We start from the raw sequence: 17,057 nt of genomic DNA, 5'->3' as shown, positions 1-17,057 counted from the left end.
TAACGGTTTTATGCGGCTTTAGCATTACGGGATGGCTATTCCGGGCAAAAAAAACTAGGCTTGAGAAATGAGAATCAAAGCATTGAGGTAAAAGATGTTAGAGAAAATTTGTCAGTTAGCGCGCGAAGCGGGTGATGCGATCATGGCGGTGTACGACGGCGAGCAGCCGCTGGATGCGCGTCATAAACAGGATGATTCGCCGGTGACTGCCGCCGATATCGCAGCACATAACGTGATTAAAGCGGGCCTGAAAAATCTGGATCCGCAAACACCAATGCTGTCAGAAGAAGATCCACAAAGCTGGAGCGAACGTCAGAACTGGACGCGCTACTGGCTGGTCGATCCGCTTGATGGCACCAAAGAATTCCTCAAGCGTAACGGCGAATTCACGGTGAATATCGCTCTGATAGAAGACGGTATTCCGGTGCTCGGCGTGGTGTATGTGCCGGTAACCAAAGTGATGTACAGCGCAGCGGAAGGTAAAGCCTGGAAGGAAGAGCAGGGCGCGCGTCAGCAGATTGAAGTGAAAGAGGCGCATCCGCCGCTGGTGGTTGTCAGCCGTTCGCATTTCAGCAACGACCCTGAATTGCAGGATTATCTGGCACAGCTGGGCGAGCATCAGACGGTGGCGATTGGTTCGTCGCTGAAATTTTGTCTGGTTGCGGAAGGTGCTGCGCAGTTGTATCCGCGCTTCGGGCCAACCAACATTTGGGATACCGGTGCGGGCCATGCGGTTGCGCTGGCGGCGGGTGCGCAAGTGCATGACTGGCAAGGTCAGACCCTGACCTACACGCCACGCGAATCCTTCCTGAATCCGGGCTTCCGGGTCTCTCTGTTCTGATGCAAAACCCCGGTTTTGCGACCGGGTTTTTGACGCTCTATTCTTTGACCAGCTGATCCACCAGCGTAATTACCTGCTGAATTTCCTGCGGCGATAACTGACCGTCTTTGGCGAATTTGATTACCCCGTTTTTATCCAGAACCACCACCGCTGAACTTTCCGGTTGCAGTTCCCATGCTTTTTTCACCACGCCGTCGCTGTCGACAATCACCTGCGACCACGGGAATTCACGTTTGCCGCTTTCAATGCTTTTACGCACAAACATACCGGTGCCGATAATGGCGTCGTCAGTATTGACGATAGTGGTGGTCTGATAGCGGTCATGCGGCAGATTCGCGGCCCGGATAGCGGTGATCAGCGGTTCGTTCAGGGCTTTGGCACTGCTTCTGCCCGCCATATGCTGGACGATGCGGACTTTTCCCGGCAGTTTTGCAGCATTCCATTTGCTGTAACTGAAGCTGTCATTGACGTCATTCAGTTCGCCTTTGTCGTCTACACCGACCGGAGTCAGGCGCTGACCCAGATTAAAATTATGGGCGGAAGCAAAAAACGAAAATGTCACAAAAGTGATCACAAAAAGACTTCTTAAAAGCATAGATTCTCCGGGGCACAAAAGAACGGTTCAGCCAATCATAGGATCGCTGAAGTGGTCTGTCCTGTTGTAATGTTAAATTTGTGTTGCTGGTTACAAAATTGCCACATAAAGCAGGGTTATACTGCATCAGAACGTCAGGACTTAAGACAATACTGAAAAGCAATGTAAAAGCAGTTAAATCCACTGGCAATACCTGACTGCCCTGCTATGTTATAGGTCTCTTCACTGCAATACACTTTTCTGTACCGGTATCTGTCGCCTTGCGACGTGGCCGTTACATGCAGTGATTTAACGGAGAACAATAGAAAAATGAGAATCTTCCAGCGTTACAATCCGATGAAAGTCGCAAAGTACGTTAAGACACTGTTTCGTGGACGTTTATATATCAAGGACGTCGGCGCATTCGAATTCGACCAAGGCAAGATCTTGTTGCCTAAGGTACGTGATAAGCGCCACTTTAGCGTGATGTCTGAAGTTAACCGTCAGGTTACGCATTTACAGACAGAAATGGGTTAAAGCCCCGCGTGTTGTCGCTGCCAATTTTGCAGCATGCGCAAAAAAAAACGGCCCCCGATGGGGCCGTTAGTGTTTTCAGAATCTGAGAAGTGTTTACTGAGGAACAGTTTACTGAGCCTGAGCCTTCTGCTCATCTTTAATTTCCTGCGGCGTCTTAGGCAGCAGCGGGGTAGCAGGCTGATCGATAATACGCGTGACCAGTAGCTGATCAATCTTGTAGCTGTCGATATCCACCACTTCAAATTTGTATCCTGAGAATTTCACGAAGTCCGTACGTTTCGGGATTTTACGCAACATAAACATCATGAAGCCGCCGATGGTTTCATAGTTGCCGGACTGCGGGAATTCTTCGATGTGCAACACGCGCATCACATCTTCGATTGGCGTACCGCCTTCAATCAGCCATGAATGCTCATCACGGGCCACAATCTGTTCTTCCATGCCCTGACCGACCAGATCGCCCATCAGCGTCGTCATCACGTCATTGAGCGTGATAATACCGACCACCAGCGCATATTCGTTGAGGATAACCGCAAAGTCTTCGCCCGCGGCTTTGAAGCTTTCCAGCGCTTCAGAAAGCGTCAGCGTATCGGGTACGATCAGCGCATTGCGGATTTGCACACCGCTGCTCAGCATTAAGCTCTGATTGCCCAGCACGCGGTTCAGTAAGTCTTTGGAATCGACATATCCCACGACCTGATCAATATGACCGTCGCAGACCAGGAATTTCGAATGCGGATGAGTGGCGATTTTCTCTTTAATGCTTTCTTCGCTTTCCCGCAGATCAAAATAAATCACACTTTCACGCGAAGTCATGGAAGAGGGTACGGTACGCGATTCGAGTTCAAAGACGTTTTCAATCAGTTCATGTTCCTGCTTACGCAGTACACCCGCCAGCGCGCCGGCTTCAAACACGGCGTAAATATCGTCGGACGTAATGTCGTCATTACGTACCATCGGCAGTTTGAACAGGCGGAAAATCATGTTCGCCATTCCGTTGAAGAACCACACCATCGGGCGGCAAATCATCAGGCAGAAACGCATCGGGTTGACTATACGGACGGCAACCGACTCAGGTGAAATCATACCGATGCGCTTCGGTGTGAGGTCAGCAAACAGGATGAACAGGCTGGTGACCAGGACGAAGGAACAGATAAAGCTGACTTGATCCGCCAGTTCTGGCGACATGAAGCGAATAAAGAATGTCTGAAACGCAGGAGAGAATGCGGCATCACCCACGATACCCCCGAGGATGGCGACGGCATTCAGGCCAATCTGCACCACGGTAAAGAACAGGCCAGGCGTTTCCTGTAATTTCATTACTCGGGAGGCATTGACGTTTCCTTCGTCTGCCAACTGTTTAAGCTTTATTTTGCGGGAAGCGGCCAGCGATATCTCAGACAGCGAGAAAAAGGCACTGATCGCGATAAGTAAAAGAATCAGTAAAATACTGTTTAACATAATCTATCCGTTTAACACCGGGCTGAACCGGCAGGGAAAGGCACTCATTATTTTTGTTGCTTAAATGAACATCATTTTATTAGAACGACTAAAAAGCTGTTCAGAAGAAAAAAGCGTAAGGATGAAAAACAAAGATAATCGCCAGAAATAGTTTTAAAGGGCCACATTTGTGACCCGCATAGTATAGCAGCAGCACTGAGACTGCCGCCAGCGCTTAAAAATGCCGCATTATTGGGGCGGCAGACAAACGCCAATTCCACCTAATCCGCAGTAACCTTCCGGGTTTTTAAACAGGTATTGCTGATGTTCGTCTTCGGCATAATAGAACGGCAGGGCTTCAGTGATTTCAGTGGTGATGGTGCGCTTATCGTTCGCTTCGTCCATCGCCTGCTGGAAACTTGCCAGACTTGCCAGCGCCAGATCTTGCTGTTCTGCGCTCAGCACGTATAACCCTGAGCGATATTGTGTGCCGATATCTCCGCCCTGACGCATGCCCTGGGCCGGGTCGTGGTTTTCCCAAAAAATCTGCAACAGCTTCGCATAGCTGATTACCGCCGGATCAAACACCACGCGCACCACTTCTGCATGCGCGGTCTGGCCGGTACAGACTTCACGGTAGGTTGGATTGGGGGTGAAACCGCCGCTGTAACCGGCTGCTGTGCTATAAACCCCTTCCTGCTGCCAGAACAAACGCTCTACGCCCCAGAAGCAGCCCATCGCAAAAATCGCGACTTCCATGTTGTCAGGAACATTCGTCATTGAATGCTCATTCACTGCATGAATGGTCGCCACCGGCATAGGGGTTGTACGGCCAGGTAACGCATCTGCCTGATTTACAGACTGCGTTTTATCGGTAAGTTGCACCACGGAAAACTCCAGTTGTTGCTTAAATAAACAAGGTTTGTAACAAAGGGGTCTTAAGAATAACCATGACCACAGGTTAGTGTTAGTTGTATCTGATTGCGTCTTTGCACACAATACGGGGAACGTTGCTTAGTCGTTGAACATTTTCATGGGATTAGCACTAAACTGCTTACTTCTAAATGTATAAGGATGAATCTGCCAAGACGAGCAGATATTCTCCGGCGGGCATCTGATATTTTAACAGGACAGTAAAATTAGCAGGAGTGCGTGTGCCACGATATCGTGAACTGGGTTTGTTATTGGTAATGCTGGCCCCCTCACTTTCCATGGCAGCGAAGGTGCGTTTGCAGCTGGAAGGCCTGGATGGCGATTTGGAAAAGAACGTCCGCGTTCGATTATCTTCTATTCAAAGCGACGAAGTCGGTGCTAATGGCCGGTTTCGTGCGCGTGTCAGTGCTGCGATCCAACAGGGTTTAAGGCCGCTGGGGTATTATTCCCCGACTATCGATTTTGATTATCGCGAGACACCCCCACCGGGACGTCCGGTTCTTATTGCTAAAGTCACCCCAGGAACACCGGTGAAAATCGCCGGCACCAGCGTGGTGATTGAAGGGCAGGCAGATAAAGATAATGAATTCGAACAGCTGAAAAAGCGTGATGTGCCTGCTGTCGGGACGATTTTAAACCACGGGACTTACGACAATTTCAAAAGCTCGCTGACCGGGATTGCACTGCGTAAAGGCTATTTCGATGCCAACATGCGCAAGAGCCAGCTGGGCGTCATTGAAGATGAACATAAAGCGTTCTGGGATATCCAGTTCGATAGCGGCGAGCGTTACCGTTTCGGCGATGTCCATTATCAGGGATCACAGATCCGCGACGAGTATCTGCAAAATCTGGTGCCATTCCATAAGGGTGATTATTACACCACGGCGCAACTGGCCGAGCTTAACCGCCGCCTGTCTGCGACCGGCTGGTTTAACTCTGTTGTCGTGTCTCCAGATTTTACTGATGCCAAAGCCACAAAAACGCTGCCTCTGAATGCCGTGGTGTCGCCGCGTACTGAAAACACGATTGAAACCGGAGTGGGGTATTCGACCGACGTTGGGCCGCGTGTCACTGCCAATTGGAAAAAGCCGTGGATAAATGACCGTGGGCAAAGTTTTGAAACGTCTACCACGCTTTCCGCGCCAGAGCAGTCGCTGGACTTCACCTATAAAATCCCGCTGCTGAAATCGCCTCTTGAGCAATATTATCTGCTGCAGGGGGGCTTCAAACGTGAAGATCTCAACGACACCAAATCTGACTCGACGCTTCTGACGGCTTCGCGGTACTGGGATCTCTCAAGCGGCTGGCAGCATGCTGTGAATCTGCGCTGGAGCCTCGACCACTTTACGCAGGGTAGCGTGACCAACACCACTATGCTGATTTATCCGGGTGTGAGCCTCAACCGTACGCGTCAGCGCGGTGGCCTGATGCCGACCTGGGGCGATTCTCAGCGCTATTCTCTTGATGTGTCCAATACCACCTGGGGTTCTGACGTCGATTTCGCCGTGGTTCAGGCACAAAACGTTTGGATCCGCACGCTGGCGGATAAACACCGTTTTGTGTTTCGCGGCAATCTCGGCTGGATTGAAACCAATGATTTTGAACGCGTACCGCCGTCCCTGCGTTTCTTCGCCGGTGGCGACCGCAGTATTCGCGGCTACAAATACAAATCTATTTCTCCGCGTGATGACGAAGGCAAGCTGACCGGTGCGTCCTATCTTGGCACCGGCTCTGTGGAATATCAGTACAACGTGACTGGGAAATGGTGGGGCGCAGTGTTTGTCGATTCCGGTGAAGCGGTTAATGACATTACAAAGAGTGACTTTAAAACCGGCGCGGGTGTGGGTGTGCGCTGGGCTTCACCTATCGGCCCGGTGAAATTAGATGTTGCCGCACCTGTAGGCGACAAAGATGAGCATGGAATGCAGTTTTACATCGGCTTGGGTCCGGAATTATGAGTTTATTTAAGAAAATCTGTCTGGGTTTCCTGATCTTCCTGGTGCTGTTAATCAGCCTGGTAGCTTTCCTGGTAGGAACGCAAACCGGTCTGCATCTGATGATTAACGGCGCAAACCGCTTCGTGCCGGGGCTGAATATCGCCAGTACGGAAGGTGGATGGCGCGACCTGACGCTCAAAGGCGTGCATTACGAGATGCCTGGCGTGGATGTGAAAGCCGGAGAGTTTCATCTTTCCCTCGATTTCTCCTGCCTGAAAAATAGCGCGCTGTGCGTCAATGCGCTGCGGGTAAAAGACGTCAACGTGGTGGTGAACACCAAAGAGATGACGCCTGCTGCGGTTCAACCGGAACCTGAAACCAGCGAGCCGCTGACTAATCTCAGCACGCCGTATCCGATCACACTGCGTTTGCTGACGCTGGATAACATCAATATTACTCTCGATGATCGCGCTATTTCGCTGGCGTCATTCCGCACGGGCGCACACTGGGAAGGCCGCGCTATTCAGCTGATGCCAACGCATATCGGCGGATTGCTAATCGCGTTACCGAAAACGCCGGTTAATCCGCTGCCGGAAGTAGTGCAGGCTGCGCAGGATAAAGCTGTAGAGAAAGCGACGGGCAAGCCTGCTGAACCGCCAGTCGTGGTGCCGGAAAAACCGCTGGGCGAAACATTGCAGGAGCTGTTTGCCAAACCGCTGCTGCCTGAATTACCCGATTTCCGTTTGCCGGTTGATCTGGATATTCAGCAAATCCTCGGTGAAAACCTGCGTCTGACCGGTGACACTGATGTGCTGATCACCCGTTTTGAACTGAAGGCCAGCACGCAGAATCAGCAGGTTAAGCTGGATAAATTAATGGTTCGCTCTGCTCAGGGTTCGGTAGATGGCGCAGGGCAAGCGACGCTCAATCAAAACTGGCCGGTAGATCTGACGATTAACACCGCAGTGAATATCGATCCGCTGAAGGGCGAGAAGATCAAACTGAAAGTCGGTGGCGGATTGCGCGACAAGCTGGATGTCGGCCTTAATCTTTCCGGTCCGGTTCGTGCGCAACTGGCGCTTCAGACTCAGCTGGCAGAAGCTGGTCTGCCTCTTGATTTGAAACTCACCAGTGACGCGCTGCAATGGCCGCTGACCGGTACGCCGCAATATCAGGTAAAAGGTTTCAAACTTAATTTGAGCGGCAAAGCGACGGATTACGCGCTGTCGATGCGCTCAGATTTCAAAGGCGATCAGATCCCACCGGCTACATTGACCCTCGACGGTAAAGGTAACGTGGAGCAGTTTAAACTGACGCTGCTGCGTCTGGCTGCACTCGAAGGAAATACCGATCTGACCGGCGTGGTGGACTGGAGTAAAGCCATCAGCTGGAACAGCGAACTGAAACTGACCGGTATTAATACTGCAAAACAGTATCCCGACTGGCCGGCAAAATTGCAGGGCAAGATCACCACCCGCGGCAGCCTGTACGGCGGCACGTGGCAAATGCAGGTGCCAGTGCTGGATCTGACCGGCAACGTGAAGCAAAACGCTGTCAGGGCGCAGGGTAACGTGCGCGGAAACAGCTATGGTCAGTGGGATATTCCGCAACTGCACCTTGAACTTGGCCGTAATAATCTGGATGTGAAAGGCACACTTGGCGATACCTGGAATCTCGACGCCAAAGTGGATGCACCGCATCTGGATGGCGCATTGCCGGGATTGGGCGGCGTAGTGAAAGGGATGCTACAACTGCGCGGCGAGCTCAAGGCACCGAAGCTGCTGGCGGATCTGACCGCAACCGGTCTGAAATGGCAGGCACTGACTGTGCGTCGTGTGAATATCAAAGGCGATGTCAGTTCGACTGATCAGATCCAGGGCAATCTTGCCGTGCGGGTTCAGCAGCTTAAGCAGGATGCGCTGGATATCACCGATATCAATCTCGATGCCAAAGGTAACGAGAAACATCATGAGCTGACGCTGAAAGTGGACGGAAAGCCGGTGTCCGGCCGTCTGGCGCTGAGCGGGAGTTTTGACCGCGCGACCGAAGAGTGGAAAGGCAGTATCACCAACACCTTGTTCGATACGCCGGTCGGGCAGTGGCGTCTCAACCGTTCCATTGCGCTGGATTACTTCAATAAAGAGCAACGTATCACTGTTGGTCCGCACTGCTGGCAAAATCCGAACGCAGATTTGTGTGTGCCGAAAACCATTGATGCCGGTGCCAGCGGGCAGGCGAGCGTAGTGCTCAACCGGTTTGACCTGGCGATGATCAAACCTTTCCTGACTGATGATACGCAGCTGAGCGGGACGTTCAGTGGTAAAGCTGATGTGAGCTGGAAAGCTGCGGGCGGCCTGCCACAGGCCAGCGTTTCGCTGGTGGGCAAAGGTGTGAAAGTTCAGCAACTGGTGCAGGGCAGTCCGCTGCCGGTCGCTTTCGATACGCTGAACCTGAATGCCCGGCTGGACAATGGCCGTGCAAATCTCGACTGGTTAATCAGGATAACCAATAACGGTCAACTTGATGGCAGCATCCAGATTGCCGATCCGCAGGGCAAACGTAATCTCAGCGGCAACGTGAATATTGCCCGTATTTCTATGGCCTTGCTGCAACCTGCGCTGATGGATGGCGAGAAAGCTTCAGGTATTCTCAACGCCAATCTGCGTCTCGGTGGTAACGCGCAGAAACCACTGGTGTTCGGTAAACTGGCGCTGACCGGTGTCGATTTCGATGCGCAATTTATGCCGTTTGATATCACCGACGCTAATATCGGCATTAATTTCAATGGCATGTCATCCGTCATGGAAGGGGTGATTAAAACTGCACAGGGCCAGCTGGAACTGAATGGTAACGCCGACTGGAGCGAAATTAATGCCTGGCGCGCGCGTATCGCGGCCCGTGGCAATAAAGTGCGGGTTTCCGTGCCGCCGATGGTGCGTCTGGACGTTTCACCGGATTTAGTGTTTGATGCCACACCGCAGCTGTTCTCGCTTAACGGAACCGTTGATATTCCCTGGGCGCGTATTACGGTACAGGAATTGCCGGAAAGCGCGGTCGGAGTCTCTTCGGATGAAGTGATGCTTAACGATCAGCGTCAGCCGATTGCGCCGGCTTCAACGTCAATTCCGATCAACAGCAATCTGATGGTGAATATCGGCAAAGATGTCCGCCTCGATGCCTTTGGCCTGAAAGCCCGCCTGGAAGGTGCACTGAAAGTGGCGCAGGACAGCCGCGGATTGGGACTGAACGGACAGATTAATATTCCATCCGGGCGTTTCCATGCTTACGGTCAGGATCTGATAGTGCGTAAAGGCCAGTTACTGTTCTCCGGTCCGGCCGACCAGCCGTTGCTGAATCTGGAAGCCATCCGTAACCCGGAAGCGACAGAAAATGACGTGATAGCAGGTTTGAGAGTGACCGGTGAGGCTGATGCGCCTAAACTTGAAATATTCTCAGATCCTGCAATGTCGCAGCAGGAAGCCTTGTCCTACCTGCTTCGCGGGCAGGGATTAGACAATTCTGGTGGCGACAGTGGCGCTATGACTTCCGCTCTTATCGGGTTAGGGGTTGCGCAAAGTGGTAAACTTGTGGGTAAAATCGGCGAGGCATTCGGGGTCAGCAATCTGGCGCTGGATACTCAGGGCGTGGGAGACAGTTCTCAGGTCGTGGTCAGTGGTTATGTTTTACCGGGATTACAGGTGAAATATGGTGTCGGGATATTTGACTCGCTGGCGACTCTGACTCTGCGCTACCGGTTGATGCCGAAGCTTTACCTGCAGGCAGTATCAGGCATCGATCAGGCATTGGATTTGCTCTATCAATTTGAGTTTTAATTCATGTGACTTTTACTATACGAATATAAACATGCGAATAATTGTTTACGGTAGTCTGCGACGCAAGCAAGGCAACAGTCATTGGATGACGAATGCTCAATGGTTGGGTGACCATGAGCTGGAAGGGTATGCCCTGTATAATCTGGGCCACTATCCTGCTGTTATTCCAGGGGAAGGCAAAGTCTATTGCGAAGTTTACCGCATTAACTCGTCAATCATGGCTGAGTTGGATGAGCTGAAAAGTAACACCAAGGATTACCGCCGTGAGCTGATTTCGACACCTTATGGAAGCGCCTGGATTTACCTCTATATTCGCTCACTGGACGGTGTGCCGAGAATAGAAGGTGGAGACTGGGTGAAGCGTAATGAAGCCGTCAGTGAGTAATCTGAGCAAGGTCGTCTAAAAATAATCGTTGTCTGACAACGCTTAATACATAAAAAAACACCGCCATCTGGCGGTGTTTTTTTTATTCAAACGGCAGTAATTCAAACAGCTGAAGGCTTATTTGTTTTTAGCACGTTCGAAAGAAGTCACGATTTCAGCTTTTGCTGCAGCAGCGTCAGCCCAACCGTCAACTTTTACCCATTTGCCTTTTTCCAGCGCTTTGTATTGCTCGAAGAAGTGGGTGATCTGGCCGCGCAGCAGTTCTGGCAGGTCGTTCACATCTTTGATGTGATCGTATTCTTTGCTCAGTTTGGTGTGCGGAACAGCAACCAGTTTCGCATCTTCACCGGCTTCGTCGGTCATTTTCAGCATACCGACAGGGCGGCAGCGGATCACAGAACCTGGTTGCAGCGGGTATGGAGTCGGAACCAGAACGTCAACCGGGTCGCCATCCAGAGACAGAGTGTGGTTGATGTAACCGTAGTTGCACGGATAGAACATCGCTGTAGACATGAAACGGTCTACAAACAGCGCGCCGGTATCTTTATCCACTTCGTACTTGATAGGATCTGCATTTGCAGGGATTTCGATAACGACATAGATATCTTCTGGCAGTTCTTTGCCCGCCGGGACATTCAGTAAGCTCATGGTTGGTTTCCTTCGTTGAACCAGGAATAGAGTGCCGCACATTATAGCCAACTCTCCCGCGAATTCCCGCCCTTTTCGTCAGAACCTCTTAGCGTATTTTCCGGCACGACCTGCTGCGAAGAGGCAGCAAAATCTTCTCCGGTGGCAGTAAAATTCACTCTTCCGGTGCTTTACCGCGTAACTGCCTGTTTTTACATTTCTTATCAAGATATTTAGTCCGTTGCCGATAACAATATTCAAACAAAAAGTCAGGAATCACCTGATCCCTACCTCACCGGAAGTATCTCTTTTCACCTGAATAGCTGGATAACATCGTATGTTGAATAAGTTGAGCGTAAAAGCCGGTCTGATCGGTTTGCTGGTATTTATGACGTTGATTTTATTGCTGGTTAGCGTGCTGGGTACCAACGCTATCAGGCAAAGTGCCACTTCCCTGCAAAAGATTAATCAGCTTCAGGGCGATGAACTCGGTTCACTGGCCGACAGCTACAGTTTCTCGCTGCGTACCCGTGTCGCCAGCGGTGTGGCTGTACGTCAGCTGGAAATTGGCATGATGGATGATGCTAAAACGACTGCCGACCGCATTGCCGGTTATATCAAACAGGCTGATACCGATCTGGCGAAATTTGTCAGTATTCAAGATGAAACTCAGCAGGGCAGAGATTTATCCGACGCCGTGAAGAAAACCTACGACGCCTATAAAGCTAACGGTTTAGTACCGCTTCTGGCTGCGCTTCAGGCGCAAAGTGCGGACGGTTATTACGATGTGCTGGAAAACAAAATCACCCCTTACAGCAATGCTTATGACAAAGCGCTGGCAGATTTTCGCGCTTATGCGGTTGATAACACCAGCAAGCGCATCGAACAGGCGCGCGCCAACGCACGTATCCAGCTGACAGTGATTGTGGCGGCGTTCATCATCGCGCTGATAATCGCGGTACTGGCCTGGTTTGCCTTGCAGAAAATCATTATGCATCCGCTAAATTTCTCTATCGCTCAGCTGGAATACATCGCCAAAGGCGATCTGACTCATGACATCGATGATTCCCGCAATAATGAGATGGGACGTCTGCTGAAAGCGATGAAACAAATGCAGGATTCGCTGGTTGAATCGGTAGGGCGCGTGCGCGATGCCGGAAATCAGATTGATGTGGGTTCCCGTGAACTGGCTGCCGGTAACGTACATCTGGCGCAGCGTACGGAAGAATCCGCCGCGTCGCTCGAGGAAACCGCCGCGAGCATGGAACAGCTGACATCGACCGTGCGTATGAATGCTGCGAATTCCGAACAGGCAAACCAGCTGGCACAAAGCGTATCGGTTATTGCCGGTAAGGGCAGCGAAGTCGTCCATCGGGTTATGGATAAAATGCAGGGGATTACCGACAGCTCAAAACGCATCGGCGACATTATTACCGTTATCGACGGCATTGCATTCCAGACCAATATTCTGGCGCTGAATGCCGCCGTCGAAGCAGCGAGAGCGGGCGAGCAGGGGCGAGGTTTTGCGGTGGTAGCCGGCGAAGTGCGCAGTCTGGCGCAACGCAGTGCGCAATCTGCCAAAGAAATCAAAGAGTTGATTGTTGATTCTGAGAGCCGCGTTTCTGAAGGGTCGGATATGGTGAAATCAGCCGCTGATACGATGCTGGAAATCTCCAGCGAAGTGACACGCGTGACCAGCCTGATGCGCGAGATTTCTATCGCCACCACCGAGCAGACCCACGGAATAGAACAGGTGAACGTGGCGATTACCCAGATGGATCAGGTGGCACAGCAAAATGCGGCGCTGGTAGAACAGGCGACGGCGGCGACGCGTTCTCTGGAAGAGCAGGCGCAGTTGCTGGCTGAAAGCATGGCGGTCTTTAAACTCAACCGTGCCGGTCAGTTCTGATTTCTGATTGTCGGGCTGAATAAAGAAAAGGTGGCTGAGAAGCCACCTTTTTACGTTTAGTTTTTGTATCGGGAGGAATGCAAGGTTACACAGGTATCACGTTCATTCTCAGATGATTTTTTTGAGGCAAGTATGATTATTCATCCGGGAATTGAGCGATAAAGCGTTCTGCATCCTCCACCATCGAGGTGTTACCAACAAAAAACGGCGCACGTTCATGCAGTTTCTGCGGAACGATATCCAGAATACGATTTTTCCCGTCACTGGCTTTGCCACCCGCCTGCTCCGCAAGGAAAGCTATCGGGTTGCATTCATACAGCAAACGCAGTTTTCCGTTCGGATGGCTGGCGGTGCTTGGGTAAATATAAATGCCGCCTTTCAGCAGGTTACGGTGGAAGTCTGCAACCAGCGAGCCGATATAACGTGAAGTGTAAGGGCGTTGCGTGGCTTCATCCTGCTCCTGGCAATACTTGATGTATTTTTTAACGCCAAGAGGGAACTTGATGTAGTTACCTTCGTTGATAGAGTACATGTTGCCTTTTTTAGGGAAACAGACTTTTTCGTGAGAGAGGCAGAATACACCGAGAGAAGGATCGTAAGTAAAGGCATGAACACCCGCACCAGTGGTGTACACCAGCATGGTAGAAGAACCATACACCACGTAACCTGCGGCTACCTGACGATTCCCCGGTTGCAGGAAATCAGCTTCAGTAACAGACTGACCCAGCGGGGTGGTACGACGGTAAATTGAGAAGATGGTACCGACGGAGACGTTAACGTCGATATTGGAGGAACCATCCAGCGGATCCATCAAAATCACGTACTTTGCATTTTCAGCGCGTTCGCCCTCGAAAATAACAATTTCGTCTTCTTCTTCTGACGCGATACCGGCAATTTCACCGCGCGCCTTCATGGCTGCTTTTAGTTTTTCATTTGCGTACAGATCGAGTTTCATCTGCACTTCACCCTGCACATTCTCTGCACCACTGGTGCCCAGAATATCAACCAGACCCGCTTTGTTGATGTCGCGGTGAATGATTTTGGCGCCGAGTTTTATTGCTGAAAGCAACGCTGTCAGTTCACCTGTTGCATGTGGAAAATCCTGCTGCTTTTCAACAATAAATTCGCCTAACGTTTTCATGACACTTTCCCTGAATCGAGGATAGATAACGGTACGTTAATAAAAATTTCACAAGAGCGGAGGCAGTTTAGCCCAAATATATGGACGAATCATAGGCAAATCCATTTCTTCTGGAGGAATCTGAGCGGTAGAATAGCGGCTGACTTAAAGGCATCAATGGAAAATATATGCGCATTCATATTCTTGGGATTTGCGGCACGTTTATGGGCGGGCTGGCGATGCTGGCACGTGCTCAGGGGCATCAGGTCACCGGTTCGGACGACAACGTTTATCCACCGATGAGTACGCTTCTGGAAAATCAGGGGATCGAACTGATCCAGGGTTATGATCCTGCACAGCTCGACCCGCAACCTGACCTGGTCATTATCGGTAACGCGATGACGCGTGGTAACCCGTGCGTCGAGGCCGTGCTGGAACAGGGGATCCCTTATGTTTCAGGGCCACAATGGCTGCATGATCACGTTCTTCCTGGGCGCTGGGTTATTGCTGTAGCGGGTACACACGGCAAAACGACGACGGCGGGAATGGTTACGTGGATCCTCGAAGCCTGTGGCTATGAGCCGGGCTACGTTATTGGCGGCGTGCCGGGGAACTTCGACGTATCTGCGCGTCTGGGTAACAGCCCGTTTATGGTGCTGGAAGCAGACGAATACGACTGTGCGTTCTTTGATAAACGATCCAAATTCGTTCATTACAGTCCGCGTACTTTGGTACTTAATAATCTTGAGTTCGATCACGCTGATATCTTCGACGACCTTAGGGCCATTCAGAAGCAGTTCCACCATCTGGTACGTCTGGTGCCGGGCAAAGGCAAAATTATCCTGCCTGAAAACGACACACCGCTGAAACAAGTGTTGGCGATGGGCTGCTGGAGTGAACAGGAGTTTGCCGGTGAAACTGAAAATTGTGCATGGGATGCGAAAAAACTGACGCCAGACGCCAGCGCTTTCGAAGTGTATCTGCACGGCGAAGTGGTCGGTCAGGTCAACTGGAATCTGGTTGGCGAACACAACATGCATAACGGTCTGATGGCGATTGCGGCTGCCCGTCATGTTGGCGTTAAACCGGAAGATGCCTGCAAAGCGTTGGGTGAATTTATCAATGCCCGTCGCCGCCTGGAGCTTCGCGGTGTCGAAAATGGTGTGAGCGTATACGACGATTTCGCTCACCACCCGACAGCCATTCTGGCCACGCTTTCTGCTTTACGCAGCAAGGTTGGCGGGACTGCGCGCATTCTTGCGGTGCTCGAACCTCGCTCAAACACCATGAAAATGGGGATGAGTAAGAATGAACTGGCGCCGTCACTGGGTCGTGCTGATGAGGTCTTCCTGTTACAGCCGCAGCATATTCCGTGGCAGGTAGCTGAAGTGGCTGAACATTGCGTTCAGCCCGCACACTGGAGCGCAGATGTGGATTCACTGGTGGATATGGTTATCAAGGCTTCTCAGCCGGGCGACCATATTCTGGTGATGAGCAACGGTGGTTTTGGTGGCATTCACGGCAAGCTGCTGACGGCACTGGCAGCCAAAGCCCAGGCGGCGCAACAGCTGTAAAACCGTCGGTTGATGGATACAGGCACAGCTCCGGCTGTGCTTTTTTTTGTCTGTCGCCCACGTGAAAGACACAAGATTCAGGCAAAAAAAAGCCCTCAAAATTGAGGGCCAAAGGGTGTCGTCGGACAGGACGACGAGGGTATCGTTAGCCGGAGAGCGAGGCAGTGGCAGTGTCAGCTCTCCTTCCAGCCTCAACAGCGCAGTGTATTTTCGCTGTATTTCTTCAAACGGTGGCTGTTGAAACCCGGTAACGCTAATTCAAAAATACTCAAACAGTGGCTTTGTATCAGGGACTTACTCAGAAATCTTACTGGTAGATTTCTGCGGTAGCATGATAAGCGCCGTCGTTATGGGCTTCTATCACGCGGAAAGATTTAGCACCTTTACTGTCGGCTTTATCAGACAGTTGCTGGCGGATATCGGTCGGAACACCATCAACGCCGCTGACGCTGATCATACCCATAGGCTGTAAATTTTCGGCCTGCTGATTGGTCACCAACTGAGCGGCTGATGCGCCGAAAGAAACAGCTGATAACAGGCTAAGGGCGGCAATAGTAGTAATGATTTTCATGATAATTTCCTGATTTCACTGACGTTGTTGGATTATTTCGATAGCAACGTCGATTGAGGTCTGGATTCATCAGAACTGTTATATCGGGTTCGGGAGTGCGTAAAGCCTGCGGGAACGCTGATGATGCAGTGACAAATCCGTCTTAATGCGCATTGCGCGGGCCCGAGTCATTCAGGCCCCTTCGCTTCGGTTACCTGAACTTACTGGTAAATTTCAGCGGTAGCGTGGTAGTTACCTTCTTCACGAACTTCGATAACACGGAATGCTTTAGCGCCTTTGGCATCGGCTTTATCAGACAGCGCCTGACGGATATCCGAAGGTGCGCCGGCGACGCCGCTCACGCTGATCATACCGGTTGATTGCAGATTTGAAGCTTGTTCCTGAGTGACAGGTTGTGCTGCAAAAACGCCAAATGACAGAGCAGAAAGAATGCTTAATGTTGCGATTGTAGTTTTAACTTTCATGATTTTAACCTCGTCGATTTTTATGTTTTCATTATCCGGTGCTTCACACTACGGAAATGAGTATACATCTAATAACTGTAAATATTAATAGTTTGCTAATAGTTATTTGGGTTTCTATGTGCGCCCTATATGTATTTTTAATAACTAAAAAGAATAAAAAACGTATAAAAAGTCATCTTTTTGAGTTAATTTTCCTTAAAATCAATAAATTGAGTGAATTTGACTCTTTGTGCTTATTTTTGCAGTGAATCACATCATTGAAATGTTTCTGTGACGTGTTTGTGGTGCTTGTTAAGGGAATTAACAATGAAT

The 17,057-nt window shown here is 50.8% G+C and carries 14 protein-coding genes; 7 read left to right on the top strand and 7 right to left on the bottom strand.

Annotation, left to right across the window (positions count from 1 at the left end; genetic code table 11):
* Nucleotides 1-94: 94 nt before the first annotated feature.
* Nucleotides 95-841, top strand: a complete 747-nt coding sequence (gene cysQ / locus D5398_RS16175) for a 3'(2'),5'-bisphosphate nucleotidase CysQ (RefSeq protein ID WP_120508546.1) — start codon at nt 95-97, stop codon at nt 839-841.
* A gap of 37 nt (nt 842-878) precedes the next feature.
* On the opposite strand, the gene D5398_RS16170 is transcribed toward cysQ, so the two are convergent.
* Nucleotides 879-1,436, bottom strand: coding sequence for a YtfJ family protein (locus D5398_RS16170; protein ID WP_120508545.1), 558 nt, complete (start codon nt 1,434-1,436; stop codon nt 879-881).
* A 309-nt stretch (nt 1,437-1,745) separates the two neighbouring features.
* Here D5398_RS16170 and D5398_RS16165 point away from each other — a divergent pair, with 309 nt between their 5' ends.
* Complete coding sequence (locus tag D5398_RS16165; protein WP_056782464.1) at nt 1,746-1,952, top strand: DUF1107 domain-containing protein; 207 nt, start codon at nt 1,746-1,748, stop codon at nt 1,950-1,952.
* Between the two features lie 108 nt (nt 1,953-2,060).
* Here D5398_RS16165 and paeA read toward each other — a convergent pair whose 3' ends face one another.
* Nucleotides 2,061-3,413: a polyamine export protein PaeA gene (paeA, locus tag D5398_RS16160; RefSeq protein ID WP_120508544.1), complete on the bottom strand. Its 1,353-nt coding sequence runs from the start codon at nt 3,411-3,413 to the stop codon at nt 2,061-2,063.
* Between the two features lie 228 nt (nt 3,414-3,641).
* Nucleotides 3,642-4,277, bottom strand: coding sequence for a peptide-methionine (S)-S-oxide reductase MsrA (gene msrA / locus D5398_RS16155; RefSeq protein WP_120508570.1), 636 nt, complete (start codon nt 4,275-4,277; stop codon nt 3,642-3,644).
* Between the two features lie 305 nt (nt 4,278-4,582).
* Between msrA and tamA the strand changes: the two genes are divergently transcribed.
* From tamA to D5398_RS16140, 3 genes are read left to right on the top strand one after another with little or no spacing between them, the layout of a single operon-like run.
* On the top strand, nt 4,583-6,283 hold the full coding sequence (gene tamA / locus D5398_RS16150) for an autotransporter assembly complex protein TamA (RefSeq protein WP_415838541.1): 1,701 nt from the start codon (nt 4,583-4,585) through the stop codon (nt 6,281-6,283).
* Complete coding sequence (gene tamB, locus D5398_RS16145; RefSeq protein ID WP_120508542.1) at nt 6,280-10,095, top strand: autotransporter assembly complex protein TamB; 3,816 nt, start codon at nt 6,280-6,282, stop codon at nt 10,093-10,095. Before tamA ends, tamB begins: the two co-directional genes overlap by 4 nt.
* Nucleotides 10,096-10,126: 31 nt before the next feature.
* Nucleotides 10,127-10,480, top strand: coding sequence for a gamma-glutamylcyclotransferase family protein (locus tag D5398_RS16140; protein ID WP_013573790.1), 354 nt, complete (start codon nt 10,127-10,129; stop codon nt 10,478-10,480).
* Between the two features lie 117 nt (nt 10,481-10,597).
* Here D5398_RS16140 and ppa read toward each other — a convergent pair whose 3' ends face one another.
* Complete coding sequence (gene ppa, locus D5398_RS16135; RefSeq protein WP_013573791.1) at nt 10,598-11,128, bottom strand: inorganic diphosphatase; 531 nt, start codon at nt 11,126-11,128, stop codon at nt 10,598-10,600.
* A 316-nt stretch (nt 11,129-11,444) separates the two neighbouring features.
* On the opposite strand from ppa, the gene D5398_RS16130 reads away from it, so the two are divergent.
* Nucleotides 11,445-13,016, top strand: a complete 1,572-nt coding sequence (locus tag D5398_RS16130) for a methyl-accepting chemotaxis protein (RefSeq protein WP_120508541.1) — start codon at nt 11,445-11,447, stop codon at nt 13,014-13,016.
* A 136-nt stretch (nt 13,017-13,152) separates the two neighbouring features.
* On the opposite strand, the gene fbp is transcribed toward D5398_RS16130, so the two are convergent.
* On the bottom strand, nt 13,153-14,157 hold the full coding sequence (fbp, locus tag D5398_RS16125; protein WP_120508540.1) for a class 1 fructose-bisphosphatase: 1,005 nt from the start codon (nt 14,155-14,157) through the stop codon (nt 13,153-13,155).
* A 167-nt stretch (nt 14,158-14,324) separates the two neighbouring features.
* On the opposite strand from fbp, the gene mpl reads away from it, so the two are divergent.
* Entirely contained in the window at nt 14,325-15,710 is a 1,386-nt protein-coding gene (mpl, locus tag D5398_RS16120; protein WP_120508539.1) for a UDP-N-acetylmuramate:L-alanyl-gamma-D-glutamyl-meso-diaminopimelate ligase, read from the top strand.
* Between the two features lie 307 nt (nt 15,711-16,017).
* Here mpl and yhcN (D5398_RS16115) read toward each other — a convergent pair whose 3' ends face one another.
* A complete protein-coding gene (gene yhcN, locus D5398_RS16115; RefSeq protein WP_120508538.1) occupies nt 16,018-16,281 on the bottom strand; it encodes a peroxide/acid stress response protein YhcN in 264 nt (87 codons plus the stop codon).
* 200 nt (nt 16,282-16,481) lie between these two features.
* On the bottom strand, nt 16,482-16,745 hold the full coding sequence (gene yhcN / locus D5398_RS16110; RefSeq protein ID WP_112286808.1) for a peroxide/acid stress response protein YhcN: 264 nt from the start codon (nt 16,743-16,745) through the stop codon (nt 16,482-16,484).
* Nucleotides 16,746-17,057: the final 312 nt, after the last annotated feature.

It is taken from the genome of Rahnella bruchi (assembly GCF_003614975.1).
GTDB lineage: Bacteria > Pseudomonadota > Gammaproteobacteria > Enterobacterales > Enterobacteriaceae > Rahnella > Rahnella bruchi.
Note: the sequence above shows the minus strand (reverse complement) of the source record. Positions and strands in the feature narration are given on the sequence as shown.